The 26,000-nt window shown below is 72.1% G+C and carries 28 protein-coding genes and 1 pseudogene; 12 read left to right on the forward strand and 17 right to left on the reverse strand.

Features of this window, described 5'->3' with window-relative positions; genetic code table 11:
- Positions 1-30 precede the first annotated feature (30 nt).
- A complete protein-coding gene (locus ABZ434_RS23740; protein WP_359140301.1) occupies positions 31-843 on the forward strand; it encodes a TetR/AcrR family transcriptional regulator C-terminal domain-containing protein in 813 nt (270 codons plus the stop codon).
- A 137-nt stretch (positions 844-980) separates the two neighbouring features.
- On the forward strand, positions 981-1,613 hold the full coding sequence (locus ABZ434_RS23745) for a TetR family transcriptional regulator (protein ID WP_359140516.1): 633 nt from the start codon (positions 981-983) through the stop codon (positions 1,611-1,613).
- On the opposite strand, the gene ABZ434_RS23750 is transcribed toward ABZ434_RS23745, so the two are convergent.
- From ABZ434_RS23750 to ABZ434_RS23765, 4 genes are all read right to left on the reverse strand, one after another.
- Complete coding sequence (locus ABZ434_RS23750; RefSeq protein WP_359140519.1) at positions 1,610-2,068, reverse strand: DUF2199 domain-containing protein; 459 nt, start codon at positions 2,066-2,068, stop codon at positions 1,610-1,612. The two genes, ABZ434_RS23745 and ABZ434_RS23750, sit on opposite strands and share 4 nt — an antisense overlap.
- Positions 2,069-2,192: 124 nt before the next feature.
- Positions 2,193-2,717 (reverse strand): pyridoxamine 5'-phosphate oxidase family protein, encoded by a 525-nt coding sequence (locus ABZ434_RS23755; protein WP_359140304.1) that lies wholly within the window; start codon positions 2,715-2,717, stop codon positions 2,193-2,195.
- Positions 2,718-2,759: 42 nt separating this feature from the next.
- Complete coding sequence (locus tag ABZ434_RS23760) at positions 2,760-4,223, reverse strand: DHA2 family efflux MFS transporter permease subunit (protein WP_359140307.1); 1,464 nt, start codon at positions 4,221-4,223, stop codon at positions 2,760-2,762.
- 118 nt (positions 4,224-4,341) lie between these two features.
- Positions 4,342-4,830 carry a MarR family winged helix-turn-helix transcriptional regulator gene (locus ABZ434_RS23765; RefSeq protein WP_359140310.1) on the reverse strand — a complete coding sequence of 163 codons (489 nt, stop codon included), beginning with the start codon at positions 4,828-4,830 and terminating at the stop codon, positions 4,342-4,344.
- A 114-nt stretch (positions 4,831-4,944) separates the two neighbouring features.
- On the opposite strand from ABZ434_RS23765, the gene ABZ434_RS23770 reads away from it, so the two are divergent.
- The gene (locus ABZ434_RS23770) at positions 4,945-6,060 is read left to right on the forward strand and encodes a DUF4037 domain-containing protein (protein ID WP_359140312.1); all 1,116 of its coding nucleotides are present in this window, start codon (positions 4,945-4,947) and stop codon (positions 6,058-6,060) included.
- A gap of 16 nt (positions 6,061-6,076) precedes the next feature.
- On the opposite strand, the gene ABZ434_RS23775 is transcribed toward ABZ434_RS23770, so the two are convergent.
- Complete coding sequence (locus tag ABZ434_RS23775; protein ID WP_359140315.1) at positions 6,077-6,406, reverse strand: hypothetical protein; 330 nt, start codon at positions 6,404-6,406, stop codon at positions 6,077-6,079.
- Between the two features lie 232 nt (positions 6,407-6,638).
- The gene (locus tag ABZ434_RS23780; protein ID WP_359140318.1) at positions 6,639-7,670 is read right to left on the reverse strand and encodes a saccharopine dehydrogenase NADP-binding domain-containing protein; all 1,032 of its coding nucleotides are present in this window, start codon (positions 7,668-7,670) and stop codon (positions 6,639-6,641) included.
- Between the two features lie 96 nt (positions 7,671-7,766).
- On the opposite strand from ABZ434_RS23780, the gene ABZ434_RS23785 reads away from it, so the two are divergent.
- Entirely contained in the window at positions 7,767-8,714 is a 948-nt protein-coding gene (locus tag ABZ434_RS23785; protein WP_359140321.1) for a helix-turn-helix domain-containing protein, read from the forward strand.
- Between the two features lie 214 nt (positions 8,715-8,928).
- Here ABZ434_RS23785 and ABZ434_RS23790 read toward each other — a convergent pair whose 3' ends face one another.
- Positions 8,929-9,669 carry an alpha/beta hydrolase gene (locus ABZ434_RS23790; RefSeq protein ID WP_359140324.1) on the reverse strand — a complete coding sequence of 247 codons (741 nt, stop codon included), beginning with the start codon at positions 9,667-9,669 and terminating at the stop codon, positions 8,929-8,931.
- Between the two features lie 431 nt (positions 9,670-10,100).
- Here ABZ434_RS23790 and ABZ434_RS23795 point away from each other — a divergent pair, with 431 nt between their 5' ends.
- The 3 genes from ABZ434_RS23795 (at position 10,101) to ABZ434_RS23805 (ending at position 11,678) form a co-directional block, all read left to right on the forward strand.
- A complete protein-coding gene (locus ABZ434_RS23795) occupies positions 10,101-10,565 on the forward strand; it encodes a helix-turn-helix transcriptional regulator (protein ID WP_359140326.1) in 465 nt (154 codons plus the stop codon).
- A gap of 27 nt (positions 10,566-10,592) precedes the next feature.
- Complete coding sequence (locus ABZ434_RS23800) at positions 10,593-11,225, forward strand: hypothetical protein (protein ID WP_359140329.1); 633 nt, start codon at positions 10,593-10,595, stop codon at positions 11,223-11,225.
- A gap of 117 nt (positions 11,226-11,342) precedes the next feature.
- Complete coding sequence (locus ABZ434_RS23805) at positions 11,343-11,678, forward strand: DUF2516 family protein (RefSeq protein WP_359140331.1); 336 nt, start codon at positions 11,343-11,345, stop codon at positions 11,676-11,678.
- Here the strand turns inward: ABZ434_RS23805 and ABZ434_RS23810 are convergent.
- The 3 genes from ABZ434_RS23810 to ABZ434_RS23820 all read right to left on the reverse strand — a co-directional run bounded on the left by ABZ434_RS23810 (position 11,660) and on the right by ABZ434_RS23820 (position 15,356).
- Positions 11,660-13,015 (reverse strand): SpoIIE family protein phosphatase, encoded by a 1,356-nt coding sequence (locus tag ABZ434_RS23810; RefSeq protein WP_359140334.1) that lies wholly within the window; start codon positions 13,013-13,015, stop codon positions 11,660-11,662. The genes ABZ434_RS23805 and ABZ434_RS23810 overlap by 19 nt on opposite strands.
- A gap of 267 nt (positions 13,016-13,282) precedes the next feature.
- On the reverse strand, positions 13,283-14,338 hold the full coding sequence (locus ABZ434_RS23815; RefSeq protein WP_359140337.1) for an NlpC/P60 family protein: 1,056 nt from the start codon (positions 14,336-14,338) through the stop codon (positions 13,283-13,285).
- A gap of 241 nt (positions 14,339-14,579) precedes the next feature.
- Entirely contained in the window at positions 14,580-15,356 is a 777-nt protein-coding gene (locus ABZ434_RS23820) for a class I SAM-dependent methyltransferase (protein WP_359140340.1), read from the reverse strand.
- A gap of 199 nt (positions 15,357-15,555) precedes the next feature.
- On the opposite strand from ABZ434_RS23820, the gene mshA reads away from it, so the two are divergent.
- The 3 genes from mshA to ABZ434_RS23835 all read left to right on the forward strand — a co-directional run bounded on the left by mshA (position 15,556) and on the right by ABZ434_RS23835 (position 19,404).
- Positions 15,556-16,920 carry a D-inositol-3-phosphate glycosyltransferase gene (gene mshA / locus ABZ434_RS23825; protein ID WP_359140343.1) on the forward strand — a complete coding sequence of 455 codons (1,365 nt, stop codon included), beginning with the start codon at positions 15,556-15,558 and terminating at the stop codon, positions 16,918-16,920.
- 45 nt (positions 16,921-16,965) lie between these two features.
- Entirely contained in the window at positions 16,966-17,493 is a 528-nt protein-coding gene (locus tag ABZ434_RS23830) for a YbjN domain-containing protein (protein ID WP_359140346.1), read from the forward strand.
- 144 nt (positions 17,494-17,637) lie between these two features.
- Positions 17,638-19,404: a glycosyl hydrolase family 28-related protein gene (locus tag ABZ434_RS23835; protein WP_359140349.1), complete on the forward strand. Its 1,767-nt coding sequence runs from the start codon at positions 17,638-17,640 to the stop codon at positions 19,402-19,404.
- A gap of 35 nt (positions 19,405-19,439) precedes the next feature.
- Here the strand turns inward: ABZ434_RS23835 and ABZ434_RS23840 are convergent, their stop codons facing one another.
- On the reverse strand, positions 19,440-20,453 hold the full coding sequence (locus ABZ434_RS23840) for an aminoglycoside phosphotransferase family protein (protein ID WP_359140352.1): 1,014 nt from the start codon (positions 20,451-20,453) through the stop codon (positions 19,440-19,442).
- 245 nt (positions 20,454-20,698) lie between these two features.
- Between ABZ434_RS23840 and ABZ434_RS23845 the strand changes: the two genes are divergently transcribed.
- Complete coding sequence (locus ABZ434_RS23845; protein WP_359140355.1) at positions 20,699-21,478, forward strand: hypothetical protein; 780 nt, start codon at positions 20,699-20,701, stop codon at positions 21,476-21,478.
- Between the two features lie 7 nt (positions 21,479-21,485).
- On the opposite strand, the gene ABZ434_RS23850 is transcribed toward ABZ434_RS23845, so the two are convergent.
- From ABZ434_RS23850 to ABZ434_RS23870, 5 genes and pseudogenes are all read right to left on the reverse strand, one after another.
- Complete coding sequence (locus ABZ434_RS23850; RefSeq protein ID WP_359140358.1) at positions 21,486-21,728, reverse strand: hypothetical protein; 243 nt, start codon at positions 21,726-21,728, stop codon at positions 21,486-21,488.
- Positions 21,725-21,973, reverse strand: coding sequence for a hypothetical protein (locus ABZ434_RS23855; protein WP_359140361.1), 249 nt, complete (start codon positions 21,971-21,973; stop codon positions 21,725-21,727). Before ABZ434_RS23855 ends, ABZ434_RS23850 begins: the two co-directional genes overlap by 4 nt.
- A gap of 57 nt (positions 21,974-22,030) precedes the next feature.
- Positions 22,031-22,828 carry a hypothetical protein gene (locus tag ABZ434_RS23860; protein WP_359140363.1) on the reverse strand — a complete coding sequence of 266 codons (798 nt, stop codon included), beginning with the start codon at positions 22,826-22,828 and terminating at the stop codon, positions 22,031-22,033.
- A 133-nt stretch (positions 22,829-22,961) separates the two neighbouring features.
- A pseudogene (locus ABZ434_RS23865) lies at positions 22,962-23,228 on the reverse strand (FAD-dependent monooxygenase); the annotation flags it as partial.
- A 46-nt stretch (positions 23,229-23,274) separates the two neighbouring features.
- The gene (locus ABZ434_RS23870; protein WP_359140366.1) at positions 23,275-23,871 is read right to left on the reverse strand and encodes a TetR family transcriptional regulator; all 597 of its coding nucleotides are present in this window, start codon (positions 23,869-23,871) and stop codon (positions 23,275-23,277) included.
- A 74-nt stretch (positions 23,872-23,945) separates the two neighbouring features.
- Between ABZ434_RS23870 and ABZ434_RS23875 the strand changes: the two genes are divergently transcribed.
- Positions 23,946-24,995 carry a zinc-binding dehydrogenase gene (locus ABZ434_RS23875; protein WP_359140369.1) on the forward strand — a complete coding sequence of 350 codons (1,050 nt, stop codon included), beginning with the start codon at positions 23,946-23,948 and terminating at the stop codon, positions 24,993-24,995.
- Positions 24,996-25,124: 129 nt separating this feature from the next.
- Here the strand turns inward: ABZ434_RS23875 and ABZ434_RS23880 are convergent, their stop codons facing one another.
- Positions 25,125-25,883, reverse strand: a complete 759-nt coding sequence (locus ABZ434_RS23880; RefSeq protein WP_359140372.1) for a phosphoglyceromutase — start codon at positions 25,881-25,883, stop codon at positions 25,125-25,127.
- Positions 25,884-26,000 lie beyond the last annotated feature (117 nt).

A 26,000-nucleotide genomic window follows, 5' to 3' on the forward strand; every position in this document is an offset into this window, starting at 1 on the left:
AGGATGGCCGTCAAGGGAAGGTGGGTTCAGGTGACGCAGGAGAACGGTTCACCCGGCGGTACGGGCCTGCCGGCCAGCATCGAGGCGGCCTGGGGGCTGCGGGCGCGCCCGGTGAAAGGGCCCAAGCCCGGGCTGAGTCTGGAGCGCATCGTGGATGCCGCCGTGGCGGTGGCGGCGTCCGAGGGGCTCGGTGGGGTGTCCATGGGACGGGTCGCCAAGGACCTCGGGGTCTCCACGATGTCGCTCTACCGGTACGTGGCCGCCAAGGACGAGCTCTACGTGCTGATGCAGGAGGCGGCCCTGGGCCCGCCGCCCCCGCTGCCCGCCCTGGAGGAGAAGGCCGGCTGGCGGGAGGCGTTGTCGCAGTGGGCCCGGGCGCAGAGCCGGGTCTTCCACGCCAACCTGTGGATGCTCCGCATCCCCATCGCGGGGCCGCCCGCGAGCCCGAACTCGGTCGCCTGGTGGGAACAGGGCCTCCAGGCGCTCGCGGGCGCCGGTCTGGACGCGGGTGAGGAGATCTCCGTCATCCTTCTGGTCAGTGGTTTCGTGCGGAACGAGGCGCTGTTGATGGGTGATCTCGACGCCGCGGTCGAGGCCCGCGGCGTGCCGGCGCAGGAGGTCATGGACGGCTACGCCCGCACCCTGGGCCGGCTGGTCGACCCCGTGCGCCACCCCGCGCTCTCCCGGCTGATGGCGATCGAGGGGATGTGGGCGCCGGACGAACCCGACCGTGAGTTCACGTTCGGCCTCGAACGGGTGCTGGACGGGGTCGGCGTACTGATCGCCGCACGCGCGCGGGAGCGCGGAACCGAACCCTCCGGAACGGGCCCGGACGCCGTCTGACGTCAAGTCCGCTTGAGGTCGGAGGCGTTACGCTCATGGTCATGAGCGGAGAGAAGCCCGGCCCCCGGACGGCAGCCGACGCGACGGACGCGGCAGAGGATGGGGACGCGGCGTCGTCGGCTTCCTCCCGCCCGGCGATGAGCCTGCGGGAGCGGAAGAAGCAGCTGACCTACCAGGCGGTCTCCGACGCCGCGATCTCGTTGTTCCTGGAGAGAGGCTTCGACAAGGTCTCGGTGGCGGAGATCGCGGCCGCCGCGGACATCTCCAAGCCGACGTTGTTCCGCTACTTCCCGGCCAAGGAGGACCTGGTCCTCCACCGCTTCGGCGACCACGTGGACGAGTCCGCGCGGGTGGTCGCCGGGCGGGCGGAGGGCGAGTCCCCGCTCGACGCCCTGCGGCGCCACTACCTGGACGGCCTGGAGCGGCGCGACCCGGTCACGGGCCTCTGTGACGTGCCGCAGGTGCTGGCGTTCCACCGGCTGCTCTACGGGACGCCGTCCCTGGTGGCCAGGCTCTACGGGTACCAGAGCCGCTCCGAGGCCGCTCTCGCCCGTGCCCTGGGCGACCAGGTGACGGACCGGCTGGCCGCGGGCCAGATCATCGCGGTCCTGCGCATCCTCTCCCTGGAGAACTGGCGGCGGATCAGCGAGGGCCGGAGCGCGGACCAGGTCTACGGGGACGCGGTCGAGGCCGCCGAGCAGGGTTTCGTGCAACTGCGGTCGGGACTGGGGGGCGGGGGCGACGGGGCCCCGCACCGGGAGGGCCGTTAGCGGCCGTCCTCGGCGTGTTGCACCGCCTCGGCTATCTCGCGGACCCGGCCGAGTGTGATTCCGGTGCGCTGTTCCACGGCCAGCGGGTGATCGGTGGGCTCCAGTTCGATGAGCGGGCGCCGGCCGATCGGGCGGGTGTGCGCATTGGTCTTGAGATTGGTCGTACGGGGGGAGTAGAGCCCCAACTCGGTGGTGAGCCAGCCGAAGTACGGCTTCTCGGACTCCCGGCCCGGCGTCTCCCACACATCGAGGGCGCGGCCGAAGTTCTCCCGGCTCAAGGAGACCCAGACGCCCCAGGAGAACGGCTCAGGGCTGCCGATCACGGGTATCTCGATCAGGCCCTTGATGAAGTAGTGCTCGTGCCGGACGATGCACTGGTCCGTCGACAGCATGCTGTCGGGGTCGCTCTCCAGGCTCGCGTCCCAGACGTCGGGCGCCATGGTGGAGTACCCCATCGGGAGTTCCGTGTGGTGTTCGCCGCAGCGGGAGCAGGTGTAGCCGGGGTCGGTAGCCATGGGCCGGATCCTAGAGCCTCCGCCCGGCACGCACATGGCCCCGGTGTGCCCCCGCCGCGTGCGCTCAGTCCGCTGCGGGGATGTCCAGCGCCGTTCCGTACAGCCGGGAGACCCGGATCCGGATCACCACGCGCCGTTCCGCGACCAGCTGGGCCAGGAAGGCGGCTTCCGCGGCCGGATCCTCGAAGCCGGGTGTCATGGACAGGAGTTCGCGGCCGACCGCGTCACCGGGCACCGCGGTCGGTGCGGACACCTCCGCCTCGCCCTCGGCCACCGCGAACGAGAACGCGTCCGGGCCCTGTACGTGCAGCGCCGCGTGCGGATCGGTACGCAGCTGACGTGGCTTGAGGCGGTCGGCGGTGCTGGAGACGCGTACCACGCGCGCGTCGGCGTCCCAGGAGTACAGCACCGTCGTCAGGTGGGGGTGACCGGTACTCCGCACGCTTGCGAGGACTCCGAACTGCTGGTCCGCGAGCAGCCGGGAGAGCTCCCCTTCGGTGAGCGTGCGCGGGGCGGGGCCGGCGCCGGGAGCGGGCTCGTTCTCGGCGGGGACGGCAGGAGTGGGGGAGGTGGTGGGGTGCTTGGTCATGGGTCCGTCCTTCGGGTGCGGTGCGGGTGGATGGGGGTGCGGTCAGGCGGGAGGGGCGGTGGCGGTCGCGGGCGCACGGCCCGGCCGCCCGAGCACCGCGAGTGCGACGAGGAAGGCGGCGACGAGCAGGCCGGCGCCGACTGCGAAGGCCAGGTGGTAGCCGCCGGTCAGTGCCTCGGCCCTGGTGCGGCCCGCGGCGAGCAGCATGTCCGTGCGGGAGGCGGCCAGCGTGGACAGGACGGCGACGCCCATGGCCATGCCGATCTGCTGTGTGGTGTTGAAGAGCCCGGAGGCGAGCCCGGCGTCGCGCTCGCCCGCCCCCGACATGCCGAGCGTGGTCAACGCCGGGAGCGCGAGGCCGAATCCGGCGGCCAGGAGCATCACGGGAAGCAGATCGGTGGCGTAGTGCGCGTGGACGGGGAGCCGGGCGAGGAGGCCGAGCACCCCGATCAGCAGGACCAGCCCCAGGAGCAGGACGTTGCGGTCGCCGAACCGCGCGCTCAGCCGGGCGGAGATCCCGAGCGACACCGCGCCGATGACCGCGGCCGCCGGCAGCATGGCGAGCCCGGTGGCGGTGGCGCCGTACCCGAGGACGCGCTGCAGATACAGCGCGACCAGGATCTGGAACGAGAACAGCGCGGCGACCATGAGGACCTGGACCAGGTTGGCCCCGGCGACACTGCGCGACCGGAGGATGCGCAGGGGCAGGAGCGGGGTGGCGGCCGTGGCCTGCCGGACGACGAACAGGGAAAGCAGGACCAGCGCGAGGGAGCCCAGGCCGATCGTGTGCGCCGACAGCCATCCGTACGACTCGACCTCGACGACGGAGTAGATGCCCAGCATCACGCCCGCGGTGACCAGGAGCGCGCCGACACCGTCGGCCCCCGCTGCGAGGCCGGGCCCGCGGTCGGCGGGCAGTGCGCGCACGGCGACGAGGAGTACCGCGAGGCCGATCGGCAGGTTGATGAAGAAGATCCAGTGCCAGCCGAGCGCGTCCGTGAGGACCCCGCCGAGTACCTGTCCCAGCGAGGCCCCCGCCGCGCCGGTGAAGCTGAACACGGCGATGGCACGGGCCCGTTCGCGGCTCTCGGTGAAGAGGGTGACGAGGATGCCCAGTCCCACGGCGGCTGCCATGGCGCTGCCGGCGCCCTGGAGGAAGCGGGCGGTGACGAGGAGGGCGGGGGAGCCCGCCACCCCCGCCAGGACGGAGGCGGCGGTGAAGACGGCCGTGCCGGTCAGGAACATCCGCCTGCGTCCGAGGAGGTCGCCGAGCCGCCCGGAGAGCAGCAGCAGACCGCCGAAGGCGATCAGGTACGCGTTGACGACCCAGCTGAGGCCGGCGGGCGTGAACCCGAGGTCGTTCTGTATGGCGGGCATCGCCACCGTCACGATCGAGCCGTCGAGAACGGTCATCAGCAGACCGGTGGCGATCACCCCGAGGGCGAGACCACGCGAGCGGGTGGCTGGGGATGCGGGGGCGGGAACGGTGGGCGCGGTGGCAGACATCAGGTTCTCCCGTCGTCGGGTGCGACAAGAGAGAACGTAGCAGATGGTTTTGTTGCGGACTATTTCTTTCGGTTCTATTTTCTGCGGATGACTCCGCCCGCGAGCCGGGCGTGGGGGGCTACTTCTGGCTCTGGCGCGCCCGGCGGACAGTCCTGGGATTCTCGGCCGGGGTGGCCAGATGCTCGCCCGCCAGCTGGTTCAGGGCGCGCAGCAGGGTCTCCCGGTCGGTCCGGGGCAGGCTGCTCAGTGCCTCCTTGTGCACCCGGTCGACGATCTCCTGGCTCCGTGCGGCGAGCGCGGCGCCCTGCTCCGTGACGGCGATGATCCGGGCCCGCCGGTCCCGGCTGGAGGGCCGGCGCTCGGCCAGGCCCGCGCTCTCCAGGGCGTCGACGGTCACCACCATCGTGGTCTTGTCCATGTCGCCGATCTCGGCGAGCTGGATCTGGGTGCGCTCCTCCTCCAGGGCGTGGACCAGCACGCAATGCATGCGCGCGGTGAGTCCGATCTCGGCGAGGGCCGCCGACATCTGGGTCCGCAGGACGTGACTGGTGTGGTCCAGGAGGTACGAGAGGTCCGGTGCGGTGCGGGTGGGTGCCATGGCGGTCATGTCCGCCAGCGTAACAATTCGGTCTGTGGTGGATCGTCTGCAAGCAGACGGGTTCGGGAGCGGGCCCCCGGATAATCAGTGGCCGACCGCTGCCACCGCCCGCACAGTGGCCGTATGACACCTGCCGAGCCCGCGTTCCTGCCCGGTCTGGAACTCTCCCGGATCCTGTACGAGGAGGCGGTGCGGCCCGTCCTCGACGAGGTCCTCCCCGGCCTGCCGTACGCCGCCGCGCGGATCGGCCCGGGTTCGGAGGTGCTCGGTTTCGACACGGCACGGTCCACCGATCACGACTGGGGCCCGCGCCTGGACCTCTTCCTCGGGCCGGACGACGCGGCGGCACACGGCGAGACGATCCGGCGGCTGCTGGCGGACCGGCTCCCGAAGGAGATCCGTGGCTGGCCCACCCACTTCCGCCCGGCGGACGACCCGCTCGACCCGGTCGGGCACATGGCGGTGACCGACGGGCCCGTCGATCACCGCGTGTTCACGCACGACACCGGTGCCTGGCTGACCCGGGAGGTGGGCCTCGATGCCACCACCACCGAACCGGGCGTGAGGGACTGGCTCGCCATGCCGCAGCAGAGGCTCGCCGGGATCACCGGCGGCGCGGTGTTCCACGACGGTCCCGGGCTCCTCACCACCGCACGGGCACGACTGGCCCGCTACCCGGACCAGATGTGGCGCCACGTGCTGGCCTGCCAGTGGCAGCGGATCTCCCAGGAGGAGGCCTTCGTCGGACGCTGCGCCGAGACCGGGGACACACTCGGATCGGCCGTCGTCACGGCCCGGCTGGTCCGGGACCTCATGCGGCTGAGCCTGCTGTTGGAGCGGCGCTTTCCCCCGTACAGCAAATGGCTGGGCAGCGCATTCGCCCGGCTGGACGCGGCCGAGTCGTTGGCGCCGGCCCTGAACGGAGCGCTGGCGTCGACGGACTACCCGGAGCGGGAACGGTTCCTGTGCGCCGCGTACGAGGCGGTGGCGATCCGCCAGAACGCGACCGGCCTGGTCGATCCGGTGGACCCGACACCCCGCCCCTACCACGGCCGTCCGTACCTCGTCCTGCACGCGGAACGCTTCGCCCGCCCGCTGGCTGCCTCGGTCACCGAACCGGGCCTGCGCGGCCTTCCGCTGACCGGGACCGTCGACCAATGGGCGGACAGCACGGACCTGCTCATGGGGAGGGGCGGAGACGCGCTGCGGGCGGCGAGTGCGGCGGTCGGCGGGTGGTGAGGGGGCGGGCCGGGGTTCAGCGGCCGAGCGCCCACCAGCGACGTCGGCGGCGGGTGGCGCGGCTGCGCGTGCCCCTCACCACCGGCCGTCCGCCGGCCCGGTCGCGCTCCGGCCGCCACGGATCACCGGGGGAGGCCATGGACGCCTGCCGCTCCACCTGCGCCTGGATCTCGTAGTACGACTCGTGGGCCGTCACCCGGAACGCCTCGTCGTACGACGCCATCGCGGCCCGCATCGCCGATCCGGCGAGGCCGCGCCTGCGGACCCGTGTCGCCAGCCGGGCGAAGCAGCCCATGACCGCGGCGAGGGCGCCGGCGGACACCAGGAACGGCAGCAGCACATCCATGCGGTCGAGGGTACGACCGCGGGTGCGGCCCCGGCACGAAATCCGGTGGCGGGCCCGCCTGCGGCCCGCCTGGCGTGAGCGGCCGATGATCCGGCTGCGGGGGCGTCCGCAGGGTTCGACCTCGCCGGGCCGCCCCGGCTGGTCACGGCCGGGGCCTGATGATGGCAGCGGCGGTGGCCCTCGCCGCGCGCGCCCGCAGGGTCTGAGCCGGGCGAGGCGGTACGGAGCGGGGTCAGGACGGCAACTCGACCGTCACGTACGGGGCCAGCGCGCGCAGGAAGTCCGCCGCGTCGAACATCGCCCCGGCGGAGGCCACGCCCGTGGTCCGGGTGCGGCCGGTCAGGATGCGTGCGACGGCCTCCACCGCGAGGGGCGCGGTGACCGCGTAGATGTCCTGGCCGTGCGCCGTGGCGCGGCGCTCGATGCCGTCCGCGCGGACCAGGACGTCGACGACGAACGTCTGGTCCGAGCGCCCCAGCGCGTCGACCGCCTCCGGCGCCGGCGTGTCCTTGCCCGCCAGGTCTCCGGCTGCCTCGACGGACATGTGGGTGCGGACGGTCGGCACCTTCACATGGCTCGGCACGGTGACGACGTCGGCCATGGTGAACTCCGCGATCACGGCCCGCCGTCCCAGCGGTTCGGGGAAGAGCCACTCCTCCTGCGACACCTCGTCCTCGTGGTACCGCAGCGCGCCGTCCGCGAAGCGCACCCGCCTGCCCGCCCGGCGGTCGTGGGAGACCTGGCCCGCCTCCCGGGTGCCCGCCGTCGGCCGCCAACTGCTCAGCCCGTACGCCACGTCCACGGAGTCCGCGGCCGTCGCGTCGCCCAGCGCCGCGGTGACCAGCAGATCGCCCAGCCCGCCGTAGAAGGCCATCGCCGGCACCACGGGGATGCCCGACCGCGAGGCCGCCTCCGCGTGGTCGGTGAACATCGCGGCGTTCGCCTCGATCTCCGCCGCGACGTCGACGTACGGAATCCCCGCCCGCAGGGCCCCCTCGACGACCGGGCCGGCCGTCACCGCGAAGGGGCCTGCGCAGTTGATGACCGCTGCCGCGCCGGCGAGGGCCCGGTCCAGGGCGTCCGCGTCGTCCACGCCCGCCGGCCGCACCTCCACATCGCCCCACTCGGCCGCCATTGCCTCCAGCCGTTCCGCGTTCCGGCCGGAGACGACCGGGGTGAACCCGCGCCGCCGCAGCTCGGCGACGATGAACCGGCCCGTGTGCCCCGTCGCCCCGTAAACCACTACCGCAGACGCTGTGTTCATGATTCCCCGCTCTCGATGTGGTGAGGGCTCCAGTCTCGGCGCGGATGAGGTCCGACCGTGATGGTCCGGACCGACAGCATGCGTACACTTTCGGACATGCCAACTGTCGCGCTGCTGGCCGCCGGTGATCTGCTCCACTTCGAACTGGGGGTGGCGTACGAGATCTTCGGCAACCCGCCGCGTGAGGCGACGAACGGCTGGTACGACGTCCAGCTCTGCGGGCCGGGTCCGGTGCGGGTCGGTCCGTTCAGGGTCGAGCCCGATTACGGGCTGGACCGCGTGGCGACCGCCGACACCGTGATCGTTCCGGCGTGCGCCGACATCGACGTCCCGCCGCCGACGGAGCTGGTCGAGGCCGTCCGCGCGGCGCACAAGGCGGGCGCGCGGGTCGCCTCGCTGTGCACCGGGGCGTTCGTGCTCGGCGCCGCGGGTCTGCTGGACGGCCGGCGGGCCACCACCCACTGGGCCCACGCCGCCGAGCTGAGCGCCCGCCACCCGCTGGCCGAGGTCGATCCGGACGTCCTGTACACCGACAACGGCAGCGTGCTCACGTCCGCGGGCAAGGCCGCCGCGGTGGACCTCTGCCTTCACCTGATCCACCGCGACCACGGCGCGTCCGTCGCCAACTCGGTCGCCCGCCGCCTCGTCATGCAGCCGCACCGGCCGGGCGGCCAGGCCCAGTTCGCGGCCACTCCGGTACAGGCGTCCGGCGATCACGCGCTCGCCCAACTGCTCGCCTGGGTCCAGCAGCGGCTCGACCAGCCGCTGTCCGTGACCGACATGGCGCGGAAGGCGAACACGAGCCCGCGGCACCTCGGGCGGCAGTTCCGTTCGGTGATCGGGCAGACGCCGATCCAGTGGCTCCTGATCCAGCGCGTGCGCCGCGCCCAGGAGCTGCTGGAGGCCACGGACGAGAGCATCGAGGCGGTCGCCGTCGCCACCGGCATGGGAACGGCGACGACGCTGCGGCGCCAGTTCAAGAAGATCGTCGGCGTCCCGCCGGACAGCTACAGGCGGGCGTTCCGCAGTACGCGGCCGGCCTGACCGGTCCGGCGGCGACGCCGTCCAGTCCGGGCGGACCGCGCCCTCGAGGTCACCTGGACCCGAGCGGCGGGCACGACTCGAGCGCCACGGACAGTCCACGTACGGACGGGTCTGCCGGTCACCGCTCGTCGAGGAGGCCCCGGCCTCCTCGACGAGCGGCGCGTCCTGGCCGGCTGCGCCTACCTTCCGCAGCCGCCGGCCCGCCGGCCCGGCCTCAGCGCAGGTGCCGGGTGAAGAACCGGTCCGCGGCTTCCCCCGCGAACTGCGGCACGCCCGTGTGCCCGCCCATGTTGGCGTTCAGGGTCTTCTCCCGGGAGCCGAAGGCGTCGAACAGGTCGAGGGCCGCCTGACGGTCGTTCCCCTCGTCGTCCCACTGCAGCAGGACGTGCAGGGGAATGGTGACCCGACGGGCCTCCTCGAAGACGGCGCGGGGCACGAGGCTCCCGGCGAACAGAACGGCGGCCGAGACGCGCGGCTCGGCCACCGCCAGCCGGACACCGACGGAGATCACTCCCCCCGAGTACCCGACCGGGCCGTCGATCCCGGGCAGCGCGAGGAGAGCGTCCAGGGCGGCCTGCCATTCCGGGACCGCCCTGTCGACCAGCGGCAGGACGAGGGCGTCGACGATCTCGTCGCTCACCGGCCCGCCGGCCTCCATCGCCCGGCGCAGGTCGGCGCGGGCCTGCTCGACGGCGGGCCAACGGGGCCTGTCGCCGCTTCCGGGGAGTTCGATGGTGGCCGTGGCGAAGCCTTCCGCCGCGCTGCTCCGGGCCCGGGCCACGAGCCGCGGGTACATCCTGCGCAGGCCGAGAGGAGGGTGGCCGAGCAGGATCAGCGGCGCGGGTGCGGAGGGGGACGCCGACGCCGGCGTCCACAGGAAACCGGGGATCTCGCCGAGGGTGCATGCGCGTTCGAGGACGCCGTCGTCGAGGTGCTGTTCGGAGGTGAACCGCATGGTCGTGCCTTTCGGGAGTGCTGGACGGCGCTCCCGGACGGCCTATCGCCCGACCATGACCCCGGAGAGGAGCACCCATGTCGCTGCTGTGTTCACGGGTACCACCTCCTCGTTCTGCTGCACGGCCTCCGGGAGACTAGCAGTGCCCCGCCGTCACCCGGCAACGGGTTTTCCCTGGTACGGCCCCAAGGGCGTGCGGCCCCGTTCTCCTCCTCGTGCCGGGCGTGACGCCCGGCACGACCGATGCTGCGGGCTCCCCCAAGGTGGAGGTCGACCACGGGCTCCGTCCGGCCCAGCCGGTGCTCTCCCCGACCAGGGACGGGAGGGGGCGGCCCGCCGGGGGCGGGCCGTCATGACCCGTCCGAGTGGTACGGAACACTTTTGCAAGCACCTGCTTGCAAAAGTTAGCAGCGCGGGTCCACTATCGGGGTATGGCCTCACTCAACGTCGGCAATCTCGGCGAGTACCTCCGCGAGCAGCGCCGTACCGCGCAGCTGTCGCTGCGGCAGCTCGCCGATGCCGCCGGGGTGTCCAATCCCTATCTCAGCCAGATCGAGCGCGGGCTGCGCAAGCCCAGTGCCGAGGTCCTCCAGCAGGTCGCCAAGGCGCTGCGGATCTCTGCCGAGACCCTGTACGTACGGGCCGGGATCCTGGACGAGCGGGAGCGGGAGGAGTTGGAGACGCGGGCGGTGATTCTGGCCGATCCGTCGATCAACGAGCGGCAGAAGAGTGTGCTGCTGCAGATCTACGCCTCCTTCCGCAAGGAGAACGGGTTCGAGGACGAGCCCGTGGACCCCGCGGACGGTGAGGGGCGTGCGGCCGGTGCGGATGCGCCCCTCAGTGCCGACGGCAGTGCTGCCGATACAGGTTCAAAGCCTTCAAAACCCTCATTCTGAGTCTGATGATCCGGGAGGACCACAGTCATGGCCATCACCGATGACCTGCGCAAGACCCTCACCGACCCGACCCCCCTCTACTTCGCCGCCGGTACGGCCGATCTCGCCGTGCGGCAGGCCCGGAAGGTTCCGGCCCTGATCGAGCAGCTGCGGGCCGAGGCGCCGGAGCGCATCGAGGCGGTGCGCAACGCCGACCCCAAGGCCGTGCAGGAGAAGGTGGCCGGGCAGGCCAAGGAGGCGCAGGCCACCCTTCAGGCCAAGGTCACCGAGGTGATCGGGGCGTTCGACACCGACCTGAAGAAGCTGGGCGAGAGCGCCCAGGACCTGGCGCTGCGCGGCGTGGGCGTGGCCGCGGAGTACGCGGTCAGGGCCCGGGAGACGTACGAGAAGGTGGCCGAGCGCGGCGAGCAGAGCGTGCGGACGTGGCGTGGTGAGACCGCCGAGGAGATCGTCGAGATCGCCGTCGTCGTCGAGCCGCGCAAGGAGTCGAAGCCGGAGACGGCCAAGCCCGCGCCGAAGCCCGCCGTCAAGCAGGCGCCGGCCGCGAAGCCCGCGCCCAGGACCGTCAAGGCCGAGGCCAAGCCGTCGCCCGCGCCCGCCAAGAAGGCGCCCGCGCGCAAGCCCGCCGCGAAGAAGACCACGCCGCCCACCGCCAAGTAGCGGCGCGGTGCCCGGCGGGTGTGCCGGGGCGGCGGCCGGGGCACCTTCCACGTGCCCCGGCCGTTGTCCCGGTACCTTGGCCGCGAGCGCTCATCCACTCACTAGGCGGTGCACGACATGTTGGTCGAAGGCTTCAACTCATTCCTCGGGCTGATCTCCCTGGCCATGACCGTCCTGGCCGTGGTGGCCTTCGCCATGGCCGCGATCGCCCGCGAGGACGCCTACCGTGCCGCGGACAAGCAGAAGAAGTCCTTCTGGCTGATCATTCTCGGCATCGCGGTGGTGGTGAACGTCTGGGGACTGATGATCTTCGTGCAGATTGCCGGGCTGATCGCGACCATCGTGTTCTTCGTGGACGTACGGCCCGCGCTCAAGGCCGTTTCGGGCGGTGGGCGCCGGCGGGGCGGATCCAGCAGCGACGGGCCGTACGGGCCCTACAACGGCGGGCGTTGAACGCCTGAGGGTGACACCTGTCCGGGGCGGGGGCGCGGGATGCTCCGGCCCCGGTCGCCGTTCTGCGCCCGGTGACGGGAGGCGTCGCGGGCGGTTTCCTGGTCGCGGTCGAGCAGCAGGACCGCGACGTCGTCGGTCAGCTCGCCGCCGTTCAGTTCGCGGACGTGCGTGACCGCCGCCTCCAGGAGGTCCTCGCCGGCCAGTCCCTCGGACAGCTGGCGATTGATCATCGCGACCATGCCGTCCTGGCCGAGGCGCTGCGTGCCGTTGCCGACGCGGCCCTCGATCAGCCCGTCCGTGTACATCATCAGGCTCCAGGAGCCGCCCAGTTCCACCTGCCGGCGCGGCCAGCGGGCGCGCGGCAGCAGGCCGAGTGCCGGGCCGCCGTCCTCGTACGGAAGCAGGTGTGCGGCCCGCCCCTGGCGGGCGATCAGCGGTGCGGGGTGGCCCGCCAGGCACAGGCCCGCGCGGCGGCCGTCGGGGGCGATGTCGACGGTGCAGAGCGTCGCGAAGATCTCCTCGCTCTCCCGTTCGTGTTCCAGGACCTGCTGGAGCGTGGAGAGCAGTTCGTCGCCACAGAGCCCCGCCAGTGTCAACGCACGCCAGGCAATGCGCAGTTCGACGCCGAGGGCCGCTTCGTCCGGGCCGTGGCCGCAGACGTCGCCGATCATCGCGTGCACCGTGCCGTCAGGTGTGCGGACCGTGTCGTAGAAGTCGCCGCCGAGCAGCGCGCGACTGCGGCCGGGGCGGTAGCGGGCCGCGAAGTGCAGATCGGAGCCGTCGAGCAGCGGGGTGGGCAGGAGACCGCGCTCCAGACGGGCGTTCTCCTGGGCGCGCAGCCGGGACTCGGTGAGCTGGTGCTGGGCGACGTCGGCGCGTTTGCGTTCGACGGCGTAGCGGATGGCGCGGCTGAGCAGCCTGCCGTCGAGCTCGCCCCGGAACAGGTAGTCCTGCGCCCCCACGCGTACGGCCTCGGCGGCCAGCTCCGCGTCGTCCTCGGCCGTGAGGGCGAGCACGGCGTGCCGGGGCGCGATCCGCAGTACGTACTTGAGCGTGGCGAGACCGTCGGCCTCCGCGTCCCGGTCGCCGCGCGTCTCGGCCCCGGAAGGCAGTGCCAGGTCGAGCAGGATGCAGTCCACGTCGTCGGTCAGGAGCCGTCCCGCCTCGGTCAGGTTGCGGGCGGCGCGGATACGGACCCGGGCGCCGGCCGCGGCGGAGAGCTCGGGGACGCTGAAGGTGCCCGCCGGGTCGTCCTCGATCACCAGCAGGGTGAGGTCGGTGCCGTTGCTGGTCTCCGCAGCGGGAACGGCACGCTGCTGCGGTACGGGTACGGGCATCGGTTCGGGTTTCCTTCCCTCCCCCCGAGGGCACGGCGGAACGACGATCGACGACCCGCCAGACGGGGACGATAGCGGTACCGGATGCGGGAACGGAATGGCGCACGGCACTCGGCCTCCGGCATATGCACCGCCATAAGCCGCGTCAGGTCACGGATCCGGCGTGATGTGCGGTTCCCAGGCGCCCTGGGCGGCATGACAAAGGTCACGCCGGGCGCCGGGGCCCACGTGTCCCGGCTCACGCCGGTGACCGCGGTGGGGGAGCGGCTACTTGTCCGGGCGGACGACTCCGAGGATTTCCATCGAGCCCGCCCCGGCGAGCGTGACGTTGCGGCCCGGGCGCGGGGCGTGCACGATCGCGCCGTCGCCGATGTACATCCCGACGTGGCTGGCGTCGCTGTGGTAGATGATCAGGTCGCCCGGGCGCATGTCCTTGACCGCGATGTGCGGCAGTTGCCGCCACTGCTCCTGTGAGGTGCGCGGGATCGGCCGTCCGGCCGCCGCCCACGCCTGGGAGGTCAGTCCGGAGCAGTCGTACGACTTGGGGCCCTCGGCCCCCCACACGTACGGCAGGCCGATCCGGTCGGTCGCGAAGGCCACCGCCTTCCTGCCGCTCGCGCTCGCCTCGCGGTTGATCTCCTTCAGGGCGCCGGAGCTCAGCCATGCGGTCTGCGACTTGTACTCCGCCTCCTGCTCCAGTTCGAGAAGTCGGGCGCGCTCCTTCTTCTCCAGCTGGGACTCCAGCTTCCTGGCCGCCTCGATCTGCTCGTTGATCTTCTTCTTGGCCTTGGCCTGCTTGACGCGATTGGCCTCGAGCTTCGTCCAGTTGGTGCTCGCGTCCTGCGTGTACGTCTGCAAGTCCTCCTGGGTCCTGTTCAGTTCACCCAGGAGCCCCTTGGTGGCCTTCTGGCCCTGGCGGGCTCGGCTGACTCCGTCCAGGAAGAGCTGGGGGTCGCCGCTGAGCATGAGCCGGGCGCCCGGTGGCAGTCCGGCGTTGCGGTACTCGTCGCGGGCCTGGGCGCCAGCCCTGCTCTTGAGCTCGGCGATCTTCGCCTGGCCCTCGACTATGGCCTGGGCCAGCTTCACGATCTCGCCCGACTGCTTCTTCGCCTTCTCCTCGGCGAGGTTGTACGCGTCCGTGGCCGATCCGGCGGCCCGGTAGAGGCCGTCGATCTCCTGGCGCACCTCTTCGAGGGTCTTCTCCGGCCGGTCCGCGGCGGGCGAGGGGGGTGCGGGTGCCGCGAAGGCCTGGGCCGGCGAGGCCAGGACGGCCATCGCGCAGACCAGAGTGACCGCGGCAGCGGCACAGTGGCGTCGGTACACGAAGCTCCCCCTCCGAGCTGATCCCTGCGGATCTGATTTACCGTCAGTAACTTATGGCGCCGACGAGATCGTGCCATGCCCTACCGAAAAGCAACAGAGGCAGACACATCTCCGCAGGCCCGTGGCTCCCCGGCCCCCCGGCGTCCGGCCCCGTGGATCAGGCCTCCCTGTTCAGGGACGAACGGTGCCGCGCCTGCGTTCCCGGTGCCGGGGGAGTTCACCCTGTTCGCCGCGTGCCGGGCTACCGCTCCGGCCTCAGCGCCGCCCAGTTCACCGTTACTTCACCCTGGCGCCACCGGCGTACTCCGTCCGTCAGCGGCCAGTCGCCGGACAGGGCCCGCACGGCCGTGATCCAGCGCTGCCGGGCACCCAGCGAGGCGTACGGCGCGGCCGCCGCCCAGGCCCGGTCGAAGTCGCGCAGGAAGGCGTGGACGGGCTCGCCCGGCACATTGCGGTGGATCAGTGCCTTGGGCAGCCGTTCAGCGAGGTCGGACGGGCGGTCGAGGGAGCCGAGCCGGGTCGCGAAGGTGACCGTGCGGGGTCCCTCCGGGCCCAGCGCCACCCAGACGTGGCGGCGCCCGATCTCGTCGCAGGTGCCCTCCACCAGCAGGCCGCCCGGCGCGAGCCGCTCGCACAGCCGCTTCCAGACGGCCGCGACCTCGCCCTCGTCGTACTGGCGCAGCACGTTCGCCGCCCGGATGAGCGCGGGCCGCTCCGGCAGCGGGATCTCGAAGCCGCCGTGCCGGAAGGTGAGGCCCTCGCGCTCGTACGGCCGTGCTGCCTCGACGCGCTCCGGTGAGATCTCGATGCCGACCACGGATGTGCGGGGCTCGGCGGTGCGCAGGCGCGCCAGCAGTTCGACGGCGGTCCACGGGGCGGCGCCGTACCCGAGGTCGACCGCCACGGGGGCGTCGGCGCGGCGCAGGGCGGGGCCGTGCGTGGCGGCGATCCAGCGGTCCATGCGGCGCAGCCGGTTCGGGTTGGTGGTCCCGCGGGTCGCGGTGCCGATCGGGCGCATGACACAGAGCGTAACGACTCGTCCGGACCCGGCGGCCGGCGCGGCGCGGGGACCGGGGCCGCACCGTAATGATTTGGCAAAGCGGAAATGAAAGGAGGAGTTCCGCTGTTCCAGCCCTTCGAAGGGACCGTGTGCCCCTTCGGTGCCATGCCGTGAGCGGAGTCGGTAGCAGTGCCCTGAGCGAGGAGGACCGGACGACGTGAGTCAGTACGTCTCCCGGCTCGGCAGCAGCCGCGTCGCACCGCGTCTCAGGTTCCCCGCAGGTTTCACCGGCTCCTTCCCCGGCGGCCACCGCAGGCCGCGACGGATCGCGATGCTCTCCGTTCACACCTCCCCGCTGCACCAGCCGGGAACGGGCGACGCGGGCGGCATGAACGTGTACATCGTGGAGCTGGCCAAGCGCCTGGCCGCGATCAACATAGAGGTCGAGATCTTCACCCGCTCCACCACCGGTGCGCTGCCGCCGGTCGTCGAGATGGCGCCCGGCGTCCTGGTCCGCCATGTCGACGCGGGGCCGTACGAGGGTCTGGCCAAGGAGGAGCTGCCCGCCCAGCTCTGCGCCTTCACGCACGGCGTGATGCAGGCGTGGGCCGGTCAGCGACCCGGCTACTACGACCTGGTGCACTCCCACTACTGGCTCTCCGGCCAGGTGGGCTGGCTCGCCGCGCAGCGCTGGGGCGTCCCGCTCGTCCACGCCATGCACACCATGGCCAAGGTCAAGAACGCGGCGCTCGCCGAGGGTGACACCCCCGAGCCCGCCGCCCGCGTCATCGGTGAGACCCAGATCGTGCGCGCCTCCGACCGGCTGATCGCCAACACCGCCGAGGAGGCGGACGAGCTCGTCCGCTTCTACGCGGCCGATCCGGGCTCCGTCGCCGTCGTCCACCCCGGCGTCAACCTGGACCGTTTCCGCCCTGCCGACGGCCGCGCCGCGGCCCGCGCGCGCCTGGGGCTGCCGCAGGACGCGCTGATCCCGCTCTTCGCCGGCCGCATCCAGCCGCTGAAGGCTCCGGACGTGCTGCTGCGCGCCGTGGCCGCGCTGCTGGACCGGGACCCCTCGCTGCGGTCCCGGATCCTCGTGCCGGTCGTGGGCGGTCCCAGCGGCAGCGGGCTGGCCAAGCCGGAGGGTCTGCAGAAGCTGGCCGCCCGCCTGGGCATCGCGGATGTCGTGCGGTTCCACCCGCCGGTCGGGCAGGACCAGCTCGCCGACTGGTTCCGGGCCGCGTCCGTGCTGGTCATGCCCTCGTACAGCGAGTCCTTCGGCCTGGTCGCCATAGAGGCCCAGGCGGCCGGCACCCCGGTCGTCGCGGCGGCCGTGGGCGGTCTGCCGGTGGCGGTACGGGACGGGGTCAGCGGCTTCCTGATCCCCGGGCACGACCCGGCGGCGTACGCGGAGGCGCTGGAGCGCTTCGCGGCCGCGCCGGAGCTCGTCGACCGGATGGGCGGCGCGGCCGCCGCGCACGCGCAGCACTTCGGGTGGGACACCGCTGCGGCGGCGACCGCGGACGTGTACACCGGGGCGGTTCAGGACCACCGGCGCCGGGTGCGCTCGCACCACGGCTGAGGACGCCGTACGGGCGCCGCTGCCGGACGGGCGTACGCTCGATCCATGGCTGACGTACCCGAGAAAGCGGCGATGCCGCAGGTCACACAGGTCGCACAGGTCATCGAGGCGACGCTGGAGGACGCCGGACTCGACTGGGAGAGCCCCGCGCCCGGCAACTACGTCGTCCAGCTGCCCGGGACCCGCAAGCTCGCCACCACCTGCTCGCTCATCGTCGGGGCGCACGCGCTGTCCCTCAACGCCTTCGTCATCCGCCACCCCGACGAGAACGACGCCGCGGTGCACCGCTGGCTGCTGGAGCGCAACCTCCGTCTCTTCGGCGTGAGTTACGCGGTCGACTCGCTCGGTGACGTCTACCTCGTCGGCAAGCTGCCGCTCTCCGTGGTGACGCCCGAGGAGCTGGACCGGCTGCTGGGTGTGGTCCTGGAGGCCGCGGACGGCGCGTTCAACCCCTTGCTCGAACTCGGTTTCGCGAGCGCGATCCGCAAGGAGTACGCGTGGCGGGTGGCGCGCGGCGAGTCCACGCGGAACCTGGAAGCGTTCACACACCTGACTCAGCGCCCTGCCAACTGACGCCTGCTGCCCGGCGTTTGCCTGCCTGAGATTTCCCCGGTGCGCGAGTCTTTCGCCGCGCCCGGGGCTCGTGGCATGCTCACGGCCGACGCAGATATGAACATCGTTCACATCCGTGAAAATCGTGGAAGGCGGATCGGGCTCATGGCGACCAAGTCGACCCAGGCGGCGAAGACGGCCGACGGGAACATCAGCAGGCGAGCAGTGCTCGGCAGCGCGGTGGCCGTCGCAGCCGCCGCGGCCACCGGAACGCTCGGCAGTGGAACAGCCCTTGCCGCGACCGGACGGACCACCCCGCTCTGGCGGGAGTTCGCCGCGACGCCCTACACGCACCCGCAGATCCCGTTCATCGGCCGGGCCGGCTACCGCGCCGGATCCCCCCTGCCCCGCCGACGAGGCGGCCACGGATTCACCGCCGACGTCCTGCACTACGGCGCCCGGCCCGGCAGCTCCGCCGACGCCGCCCCCGCGATCAACCGTGCCATCGCCGCTGCCGGAGAGCGCGGCGGTGGCACGGTCCTCATCCCCGAGGGCACGTACCGCATCGACGACATCATCCGCATCGGCCACAGCAACGTCGTGGTGCGGGGCGCGGGCAGCGGCCGCACCACGCTGCGCGCCACGAAGAACCTCACCGAGCTCATCGGCGCGTACGGCAGCCGGTACGGCGGCGACAAGTCCAGCTGGTCCTGGGCCGGCGGCCTCATCTGGCTCTGCCCCGAAGCCCGTTGGACCTCGCTCACCGACGCCATCAAGGCGAAGGCCTGGCCCTTCGAAGGATGGACCGGCAACAAGCGGGACGAGTGGCAGACCCTCACCACCGTCGCCCCCGCCCGCCTCGGCGACCGTACGATCACGGTCGACGACGCCCGCGAGCTGAAGCGCGGCGCCCTCGTCCTGCTCCGCCTCGCCGACGACACCGCGCACACCCTGCTGGAGCACATGGCCGGCGGCGGCGCCGGCCCGGAGACGTACTACTGGGACGACAAGACCAAGCTGACCTCGTACGTCCCCTACGAATGGCCGGTCCGCATCACCGCCGTGCACGGCAGCCGAGTCACCCTGGAGAGGCCCCTCCCGGTCGACGTCCGCCCCGAATGGGACCCGCGCCTCACCACCCTCGCCACCCCGCTCACCGGCTCCGGCGTCGAAGGACTCACCCTCGAAGCGGTGGAGACGCCGCAGTCGCCGCACCTGCTCGACAAGGGCTACAACGGTGTCGCCTTCCAGTGCGCGTACGACTGCTGGGCCGACGACATCACCGTCCGCCACGTCGACAACGGCTTCGGCCTCATCGGCGCCTCCGCCTGCACCCTGCGCCGCACGAAGGTCGCGGGGCGCGGCTCGCACCACCCGTACTACTGCCGCGAGGGCAGCCACGACAACCTGATCGAGGACTTCACCATCGAGCAGCGCACCGTGCCGGCGCCCGCCGGGACCCAGCTGCACGGCATCAACGTCGAGGGACTGTCCAGCCACAACGTCTGGTCGCGCGGCGTGATGGAGATGGGCACCTTCGACTCCCACCGCGGGATGCCGTTCGCCAACGTCCGCACCGACATCACCGTGAACAACAACGGTCGCCACGGCGGCGATGCGAGCGCCGGACCGCTGTTCGGCGCCCGCTTCACGCACTGGAACATCCGCGTCACCAACGGCCGGGCCGGCCTGATGCGGATCGACGCCCTCGCCCCGTACAGCGCGACGGTCGGGGTCAGCGAGGTCAGGGAGTTCGACCAGACCGACGTCCCCGACTTCACCGGTGACCTGCACACCCGTCTGGAGGCGTACGGAACCCCGGAAGCCGTCCGCCCGCGCAACCTGCACGACGCCCAACGGGCCCTCGTACGCCGGAGCCAGGCGTCCCCGTCCGGATCACGCCGGGCTCGCGGGGTCCCTGATCCGGCCTGATCCGAACGATCGGCACGGGGGTCCCGGCGCCGCGGTCACCCCCGTGCCCGCGGCGCCGCCTCCAGCTCGCCGAGCGCCGCTTCGAGCCGCGGCGCCACCTCGTTCCACGTCCACTCCAGCTGCTCCCCGGACACCTTCCGGGGCACGGTCTCCACCAGCATGATCAGGTAGAGGTACGCGCGGTACAGCGCGAGCCGCGTCCGCAGCGAACCGTCGAACTCCGGCGGCCCGCCCGGCGCCGACTCCCCGTAACCGGCCAGGAAGTCCGCGTCCTCCTCGATGTCCCCGAACAGGGCGAGCGAGACGAAGTCGGCGGCCGGATCGCCCCAGAACATCCGCTCACCGTCGATGACCCCGCCGATCCGCCGCGCCCCCGGCTCCCCCGCGACGAGGATGTTGCCCTGCCACAGGTCGAAGTGGACCAGGGCGGGCCGGGTGACGTCGTCCAGGACGTCCGCGGCGGCGGCGAGCCGGTGGCGGATCTCCGCCGGTGTACGCGGCAGCCGCGCCCCGTACGCCTCCGCATCGTTCAGCACGGCGTCGGTCATCGCCGTGAAGGCGCCGCGCCAGGTGGGGGCCAACGGGCCGAGCGCCGCGGACGGGTAGCCGAAACCGCCCGGTCCGGGCGCTGTGTGCAGGCGGCCGACGATCCGTCCGAGCTCCGCGCGCAGCAGGCGCCCCTCGGCGTCGGCCAGGGCGCCCGCGACCTCGTGCCAGGGGCGGCCGGGACGCTCCGTCATGATCAGGTACGCGCCCCCGGGAGCCGCCGGATCGAGGCCGCTGTGCACGAGGGCTGGGACGGCGTTCTCCTCGGGGAGCCCGGCCGCCGCAGTGTAGAAGGCGACCTCGTTGACCAGCAGATCGCGCTCGTACGCGAGATGGGTGCCGCCCGGTGGCGGTGTCTTCACCACCCACTGCCGGCCGTCGGTGAGACCGATCCGGGTCACGGCGTTGTACGTGCCTCCGGCCAGCGGGTCGCAGGAGGCGACCAGCTCCGGCGGCACGCCCACGGAACCCAGCACGGTGGACAGAGCCGAATCGATAGCCATCAGTGGGCCCCCTTCGAGCGGCCACCCCGTGACGTGATGCTGCTATCTGTGGCAAATGCCCAGTTCAGAGCCTTCACGAGGTGATCACGACGTCGTCACGATCACGGGCGATGCCCGCTTTGACGGATTGCCAAACCACAGCTTGCTCATAGAGTTGGCAAACCCCACGATTCCTCACCGCCGCGCCGAACCCGGCGCCGGCCGCTCTCGTGCGGGCGGAACACCTTGAGACAGAAGGACGGGCCATGCGACCCACTGCCATACGCCGTACCGCCGTTGCCGCCACCGTGATGTCCCTGGCCCTGCTCACCGCGGCCTGCGGTTCGGACACCGCGGACAAGGACAACGGCAAGGCCGGCGACTCCGCCTCCGCCAAGCCCGCGGACTCCGCGGCCAAGGCGCTGACCGCGGCCGAACTGGAGAAGGTGTCGCTGGCCCAGGGCGACGTGAAGGGGCACAAGGTCGCCAAGGCCGGTCCCGCCGACGCCATCACCGGCGACGCCGTCACCGTCGACAAGGCCGCCTGTGACGTCTTCGCCGACACCCTGATGGGCGCCAAGGCCGGTACGCCCGCCGCGTCCACGCAGCGCAAGGTCATCAGCGAGCCGAAGAAGGGCGGCGACAAGGAAAGCGACGACCCGGCGGAGGCGTTCAAGGCGGCCTTCGACATCACGACGACGCTCAGCACGCTCGCCTCGTACGACGGCAAGGGCGCCGCGGAGGCGCTGGGCGGTCTGCGCACCGCCGCGACCGACTGCGCCTCCGGCTTCACCCTCACCGCGGCCGGATCGAAGCAGAAGATCACCAAGATCGCGGAGGTCCCGGTCAAGGGCGGCGAGGAAGCCGTCGCCTGGACGGTGACGATCGAGGCCGAGGGCGAGAAGAGCGCGATGAAGCTCATCCAGATCCGCCAGGGCGCCACGCTCGCCTCGCTGACCTCGCTCAACCTGGGCGCGTCCGGCGCCGGCGGCGACTTCGAGCTGCCGACCGCCGTCATCGACGCCCAGGCCGCCAAGCTCGCCTGAGTCCGGGTCAGGGCAGCGGGACGAGCCGTACCACGGTGACGGTCAGGACCGATCCGGAGACGTAGTAGAGCACGATCGCCCCGGCGACGGTTGCCTCGCGGCGATCGTGCTCACCCTTGACCGCGGACGAGCCGTGCCCGTACGGGTCACGCCCCAGCGTGCGCACCATCTCGTCCCGGAAGGTGTCGCCGTCCCGCATCTTGGCCAGGGTGTCGTCGGCGGGCGGCGCGTAGGAGATCCGGAGGCTCAAGCGACGCTCCGCCTCTCGGCCTCGTCCCGCGCCAGCCGGTCCAGGATCCGTTCGGCCTCCGGATCGGGTACGGCCTCCAGCATCCAGTGCCGCATCACGGCCTGGATCTCGTGCACCCCGGCCGCGTTGATGGCGCGGTCGAACTCCTCGCGTCTCGCCTCGGGCAGGGCGTCGCGGATGGCCGGGATGCTGTTGGGCACCTCGACCTCGGCGCCGCCGACAAACGTCTTCAGGGGCTCACTCATGGTTGCTCTCCCCGCTCTCCCCGCTTGCGCCACAGGGTAGACGACGGGTGAGGTGTGTCACTCGCGCCGGTGCCACCACCGGCGCGGCGGCGCGGGGGCGGCAGCGGCGGAGGGCTGCTCGGGCAGGTCGCGGACGGCGGACCGGATGCGGTCGAAGGTGGCGACCGGATGCCATGCCGCCTCCCCGTCGCCCTCGCCCGGCAACAGGACGCCGAGGCAGACGAGTTTGAACCGGAGCTCGTCCAGGGGGAACCAGACGAAGACCGGCGCCCCCACGCAGCCCCGGGGCACGGGACCGGCCCACACCACCCCGCGCCCGTCGCCGCTCCGGGCCACCTCTCCGACGACCACCACCTGGTCCCTCTGGGTGCGGTCCGGCCCCACGTCGTGGCCCAGTACGTAGGCCCGCACCGGAGTCCCGTCCAGCCGGGCGACGTCCTCGGCCTTCGCGGCCACCCCGTCCGTGACCTCGTCGGTCGCCCAGGCCCACCCCTTCCGGCGCGCGAGGGCGTGCAGCACGTCGGCGGGGAGCACCGAGACACCGGAGTCGCCGAGGGGGATCCAGCCCTCCTGGAACCGCAGCATCATCAAGCCGTTGCTGCTCATGACGGAGTCGGAGAGCTGGGGCCGCAGCCGTATCTCGGCCAGGTCGTAGCGGGTCGCGGCTCCCGCGGTCACGAGGTACTGCCGGTACGTCTCGCTCCCTTCGGCGTCTTCGGCCAGCAGGTCGTTGAACCAGAACGCCGTCCCGAAAACCTCGCCCCGGTGGGCCTGTTGGTACGGCAGCGTGGCACGGCCGTTGTGGTCGACGAGGGTATCGATGAGTGAGCCTTGACCGGCCGTCTGTTCGGGCATGAGGGCTGAATGTAGCGGAGCGCGGAGCGGAGTGGCCCGTGTGCCCTCGCTCATGAACCAAGCGGCGTGCCACGTGGGCACAGATGCCAGGGCCGCTCCGGGCCGAACGGCTCGAAGCGCGGGGAGAATGCGGTCAGGGCTGCTGAGGACAGGACCGGCCCGCTGCTCGTTCGGGTCCGGGGGCGTCCAGCATGGACCGGGTGCCTCCTTCGAGGGTCCGGGCCATCTCGGCCGAGCGCGGGAGCATCGTCCTCCCGTAGCCGCGCACGGCGTCGTCGATGGTGGCGGAACCGACGAGTGGGAGCGCGAGTCCACTGGCGTCGAGCATGGCGAGGTCGACGCCGACGCCCGGCGGCGGCATGAGGTGGGCGGCGTCTGGGAGGAGGGTCACGCTCGACGAGGGCGATCCGCCGCCTCGCTGTCGCGGGCGCCCCGCCCGGACGACGTCACCCCGCGCCGAAATCGCTCTGCCGGCGGGGTGGTGTGCCGACGCGAACCAGGGTCCGTGCCAGGTCGGTGCTTGCGGCGAGGGTGTCGAGCGGGAGCGGCTGCGTGGCGAGGGCGCCTTCGTGCAGCGTGAGGAGCTGGGTGGCGAGGGTGGCCGGGTGCGGGCAGCCCGCGGCGCCTGCGAGTTCCTCGAACAGGTGCAGCAGCCAGACCTTCTGGTTCGCGGCGACCCGGTGGGCGGGATGCGCGGGGTCGGGGAGCTCGGCGAGTGCGTTGATGAAGGCGCATCCGCGGCTGTTGGTCCCGCTCCAGGTCCTGAGCGCCTCGAACGGTGCGGTGACGGCCTCGGCGGGAGTGGCGGCGGCGTCGACGGCGGCGAGGACGAGTGACCGCCAGCGCCGGTCCCGTTCCGAGAGGTAGGCCGCCACGAGGTGGTCCTTCGAACCGAACTGGTTGTACAGGGTCCGCTTGGTCACCCCCGAGTGCTCGGCGATCAGGTCTACGCCGACCGCCGTGATCCCCCGGTTGTAGAACAGCTCCTCCGCTGCCGCCGCGATGCGCCGGCCGGCCGGCGTCAAAGGCCGAGCTTCCTGCACTGCGGGCTCCTTCACTGATCGGTGTACGGTGGGAAATGTTCACCGATCAGTATACCTGTCAGGAGGTTCCGGCGATGAGTGCGTCCCCGTACATGCGAGCAGCGCGGATCACAGGGCACGGGGGACCCGAGGTCCTCGAGCTGGCAGAGGTCGCCGTCCCCGCCCCGCAGGCGGGCGAGGTGCTGGTCCAGGTCACCGCGGTAGCGCTGAACAACACCGACCTGTGGACCCGCGAGGGCGCCTACGGCCGTCCGGGAGATCCGGAGGCGCGGTCGGGCTGGCGCGGCCCGATCGACTTCCCGCGCATCCAGGGCGCCGACGTGGCCGGCCGGGTCGTGGCCGTCGGGGCCGGGGTGGAGGGGAGCCTCCTCGGACGCCGAGTGGTCGTCGACCCCGCGATCTACGACAGTGAAGGGCCGGACGCCAACCCGGTGGGCCTGATGGGGAGCGAACGCGACGGCGGATACGCCGAGTACGTGACAGCACCGGGAGCGCGTGTGCACGACGTGACGGAGTCCGCGCTCTCGGACGACCAGCTCGCGACGTTGCCGACTGCCTACGGCACCGCGCTGGGCATGATCGAACGAGGCCGGCTGCGGAAGGGCGAAACCGCCCTGGTCTCGGGAGCATCCGGCGGCGTAGGCCTCGCGCTGGTGCAGATCGCCCGCGCACGCGGCGCACGGGTGGTCGCCATCAGCAGCGGACCCAAGATCGACGCGGTCCGCGAAGCGGGCGCGCACGCCGTCGTCGACCGCGCGGGAGACATCGCGGAGCAGATCCGCTCCGCCGCCCCCGAGGGCATCGACGTCGCACTCGACGTGGTGGCCGGCGAGCTGGTGGGCGAAGGGCTGCCGCTGCTCCGCGAAGGGGGCCGGTGGGTCGTCGCCGGCGCACTCGGCGGCTACGGCGTGACCTTCGATGTGCGCCGTCTCTATCTGCACAACGCCCAGGTCATCGGGTCCGCGATGCACACTCCCAGGCACTTCGACCTCCTCATGGACCTGGCTCGCCGGGCGGAGGTCCAGCCCGTCATCGCCGCGACCTTCCCGCTGGACCAGGCCGCTCGGGCACAGGAAGAACTCGCCCGCAGGGGACACGTGGGCAAGATCGTCATGCACCCCTGAGCCCGCCCGACGGACCACGGGTGCAGCCACGGCCGAACCCGCCATGACGACGTCGGACGGCCGTGAACGAACGACGGCCCCCTGCCCCGCGCCATGGGCGCGGGGCAGGGGGCCTGATCGCTGGGGCTGCTACTTCTTGCCCTGGTTCTTCACGGCCTCGATGGCAGCCTTCGCGGCGTCCGCGTCGAGGTACGTGCCGCCCGGCTTCAACGGGCGGAAGTTCTCGTCCAGTTCGTACGCGAGCGGGATGCCCGTGGGGATGTTCAGGCCCGCGATGTCGGCGTCCGAGACGCCGTCGAGGTGCTTGACCAGGGCCCGGAGGCTGTTGCCGTGCGCGGCGACCAGGACCGTGCGGCCGGCCAGCAGGTCCGGGACGATGCCGTCGTACCAGTACGGCAGCATGCGGACGACGACGTCCTTCAGGCACTCCGTGCGCGGGCGCAGCTCCGGCGGGATCGTCGCGTAGCGCGCGTCGTCGCTCTGCGAGAACTCGGTGCCGTCCTCGAGGGCCGGCGGCGGGGTGTCGTACGAGCGGCGCCAGAGCATGAACTGCTCCTCGCCGAACTCGGCGAGCGTCTGCGCCTTGTCCTTGCCCTGCAGGGCGCCGTAGTGGCGCTCGTTCAGGCGCCAGGAGCGGTGGACGGGGATCCAGTGGCGGTCCGCGGCCTCCAGCGAGAGCTGGGCGGTGCGGATGGCGCGCTTCTGGAGCGAGGTGTGCAGTACATCGGGGAGCAGGCCGGCGTCCTTGAGCAGCTCACCGCCGCGGACCGCCTCCTTCTCGCCCTTCTCGGTGAGGTTGACGTCCACCCATCCGGTGAACAGGTTCTTCGCGTTCCATTCGCTCTCGCCGTGGCGGAGGAGGATCAGCTTGTACGGTGCGTCGGCCATGGGCCCGAGCGTAATCGAACCCGTACGGGCCGCGCGCGCCCGGCCACAGGGCGGACAGGGCGGCGCCGATTGACGGCTGCCGTCAATCGGGTGGCAGGACCGAATCCCGGATTTGTA

Source organism: Streptomyces sp. NPDC005761 (assembly GCF_040630635.1).
Lineage (GTDB): Bacteria > Actinomycetota > Actinomycetes > Streptomycetales > Streptomycetaceae > Streptomyces.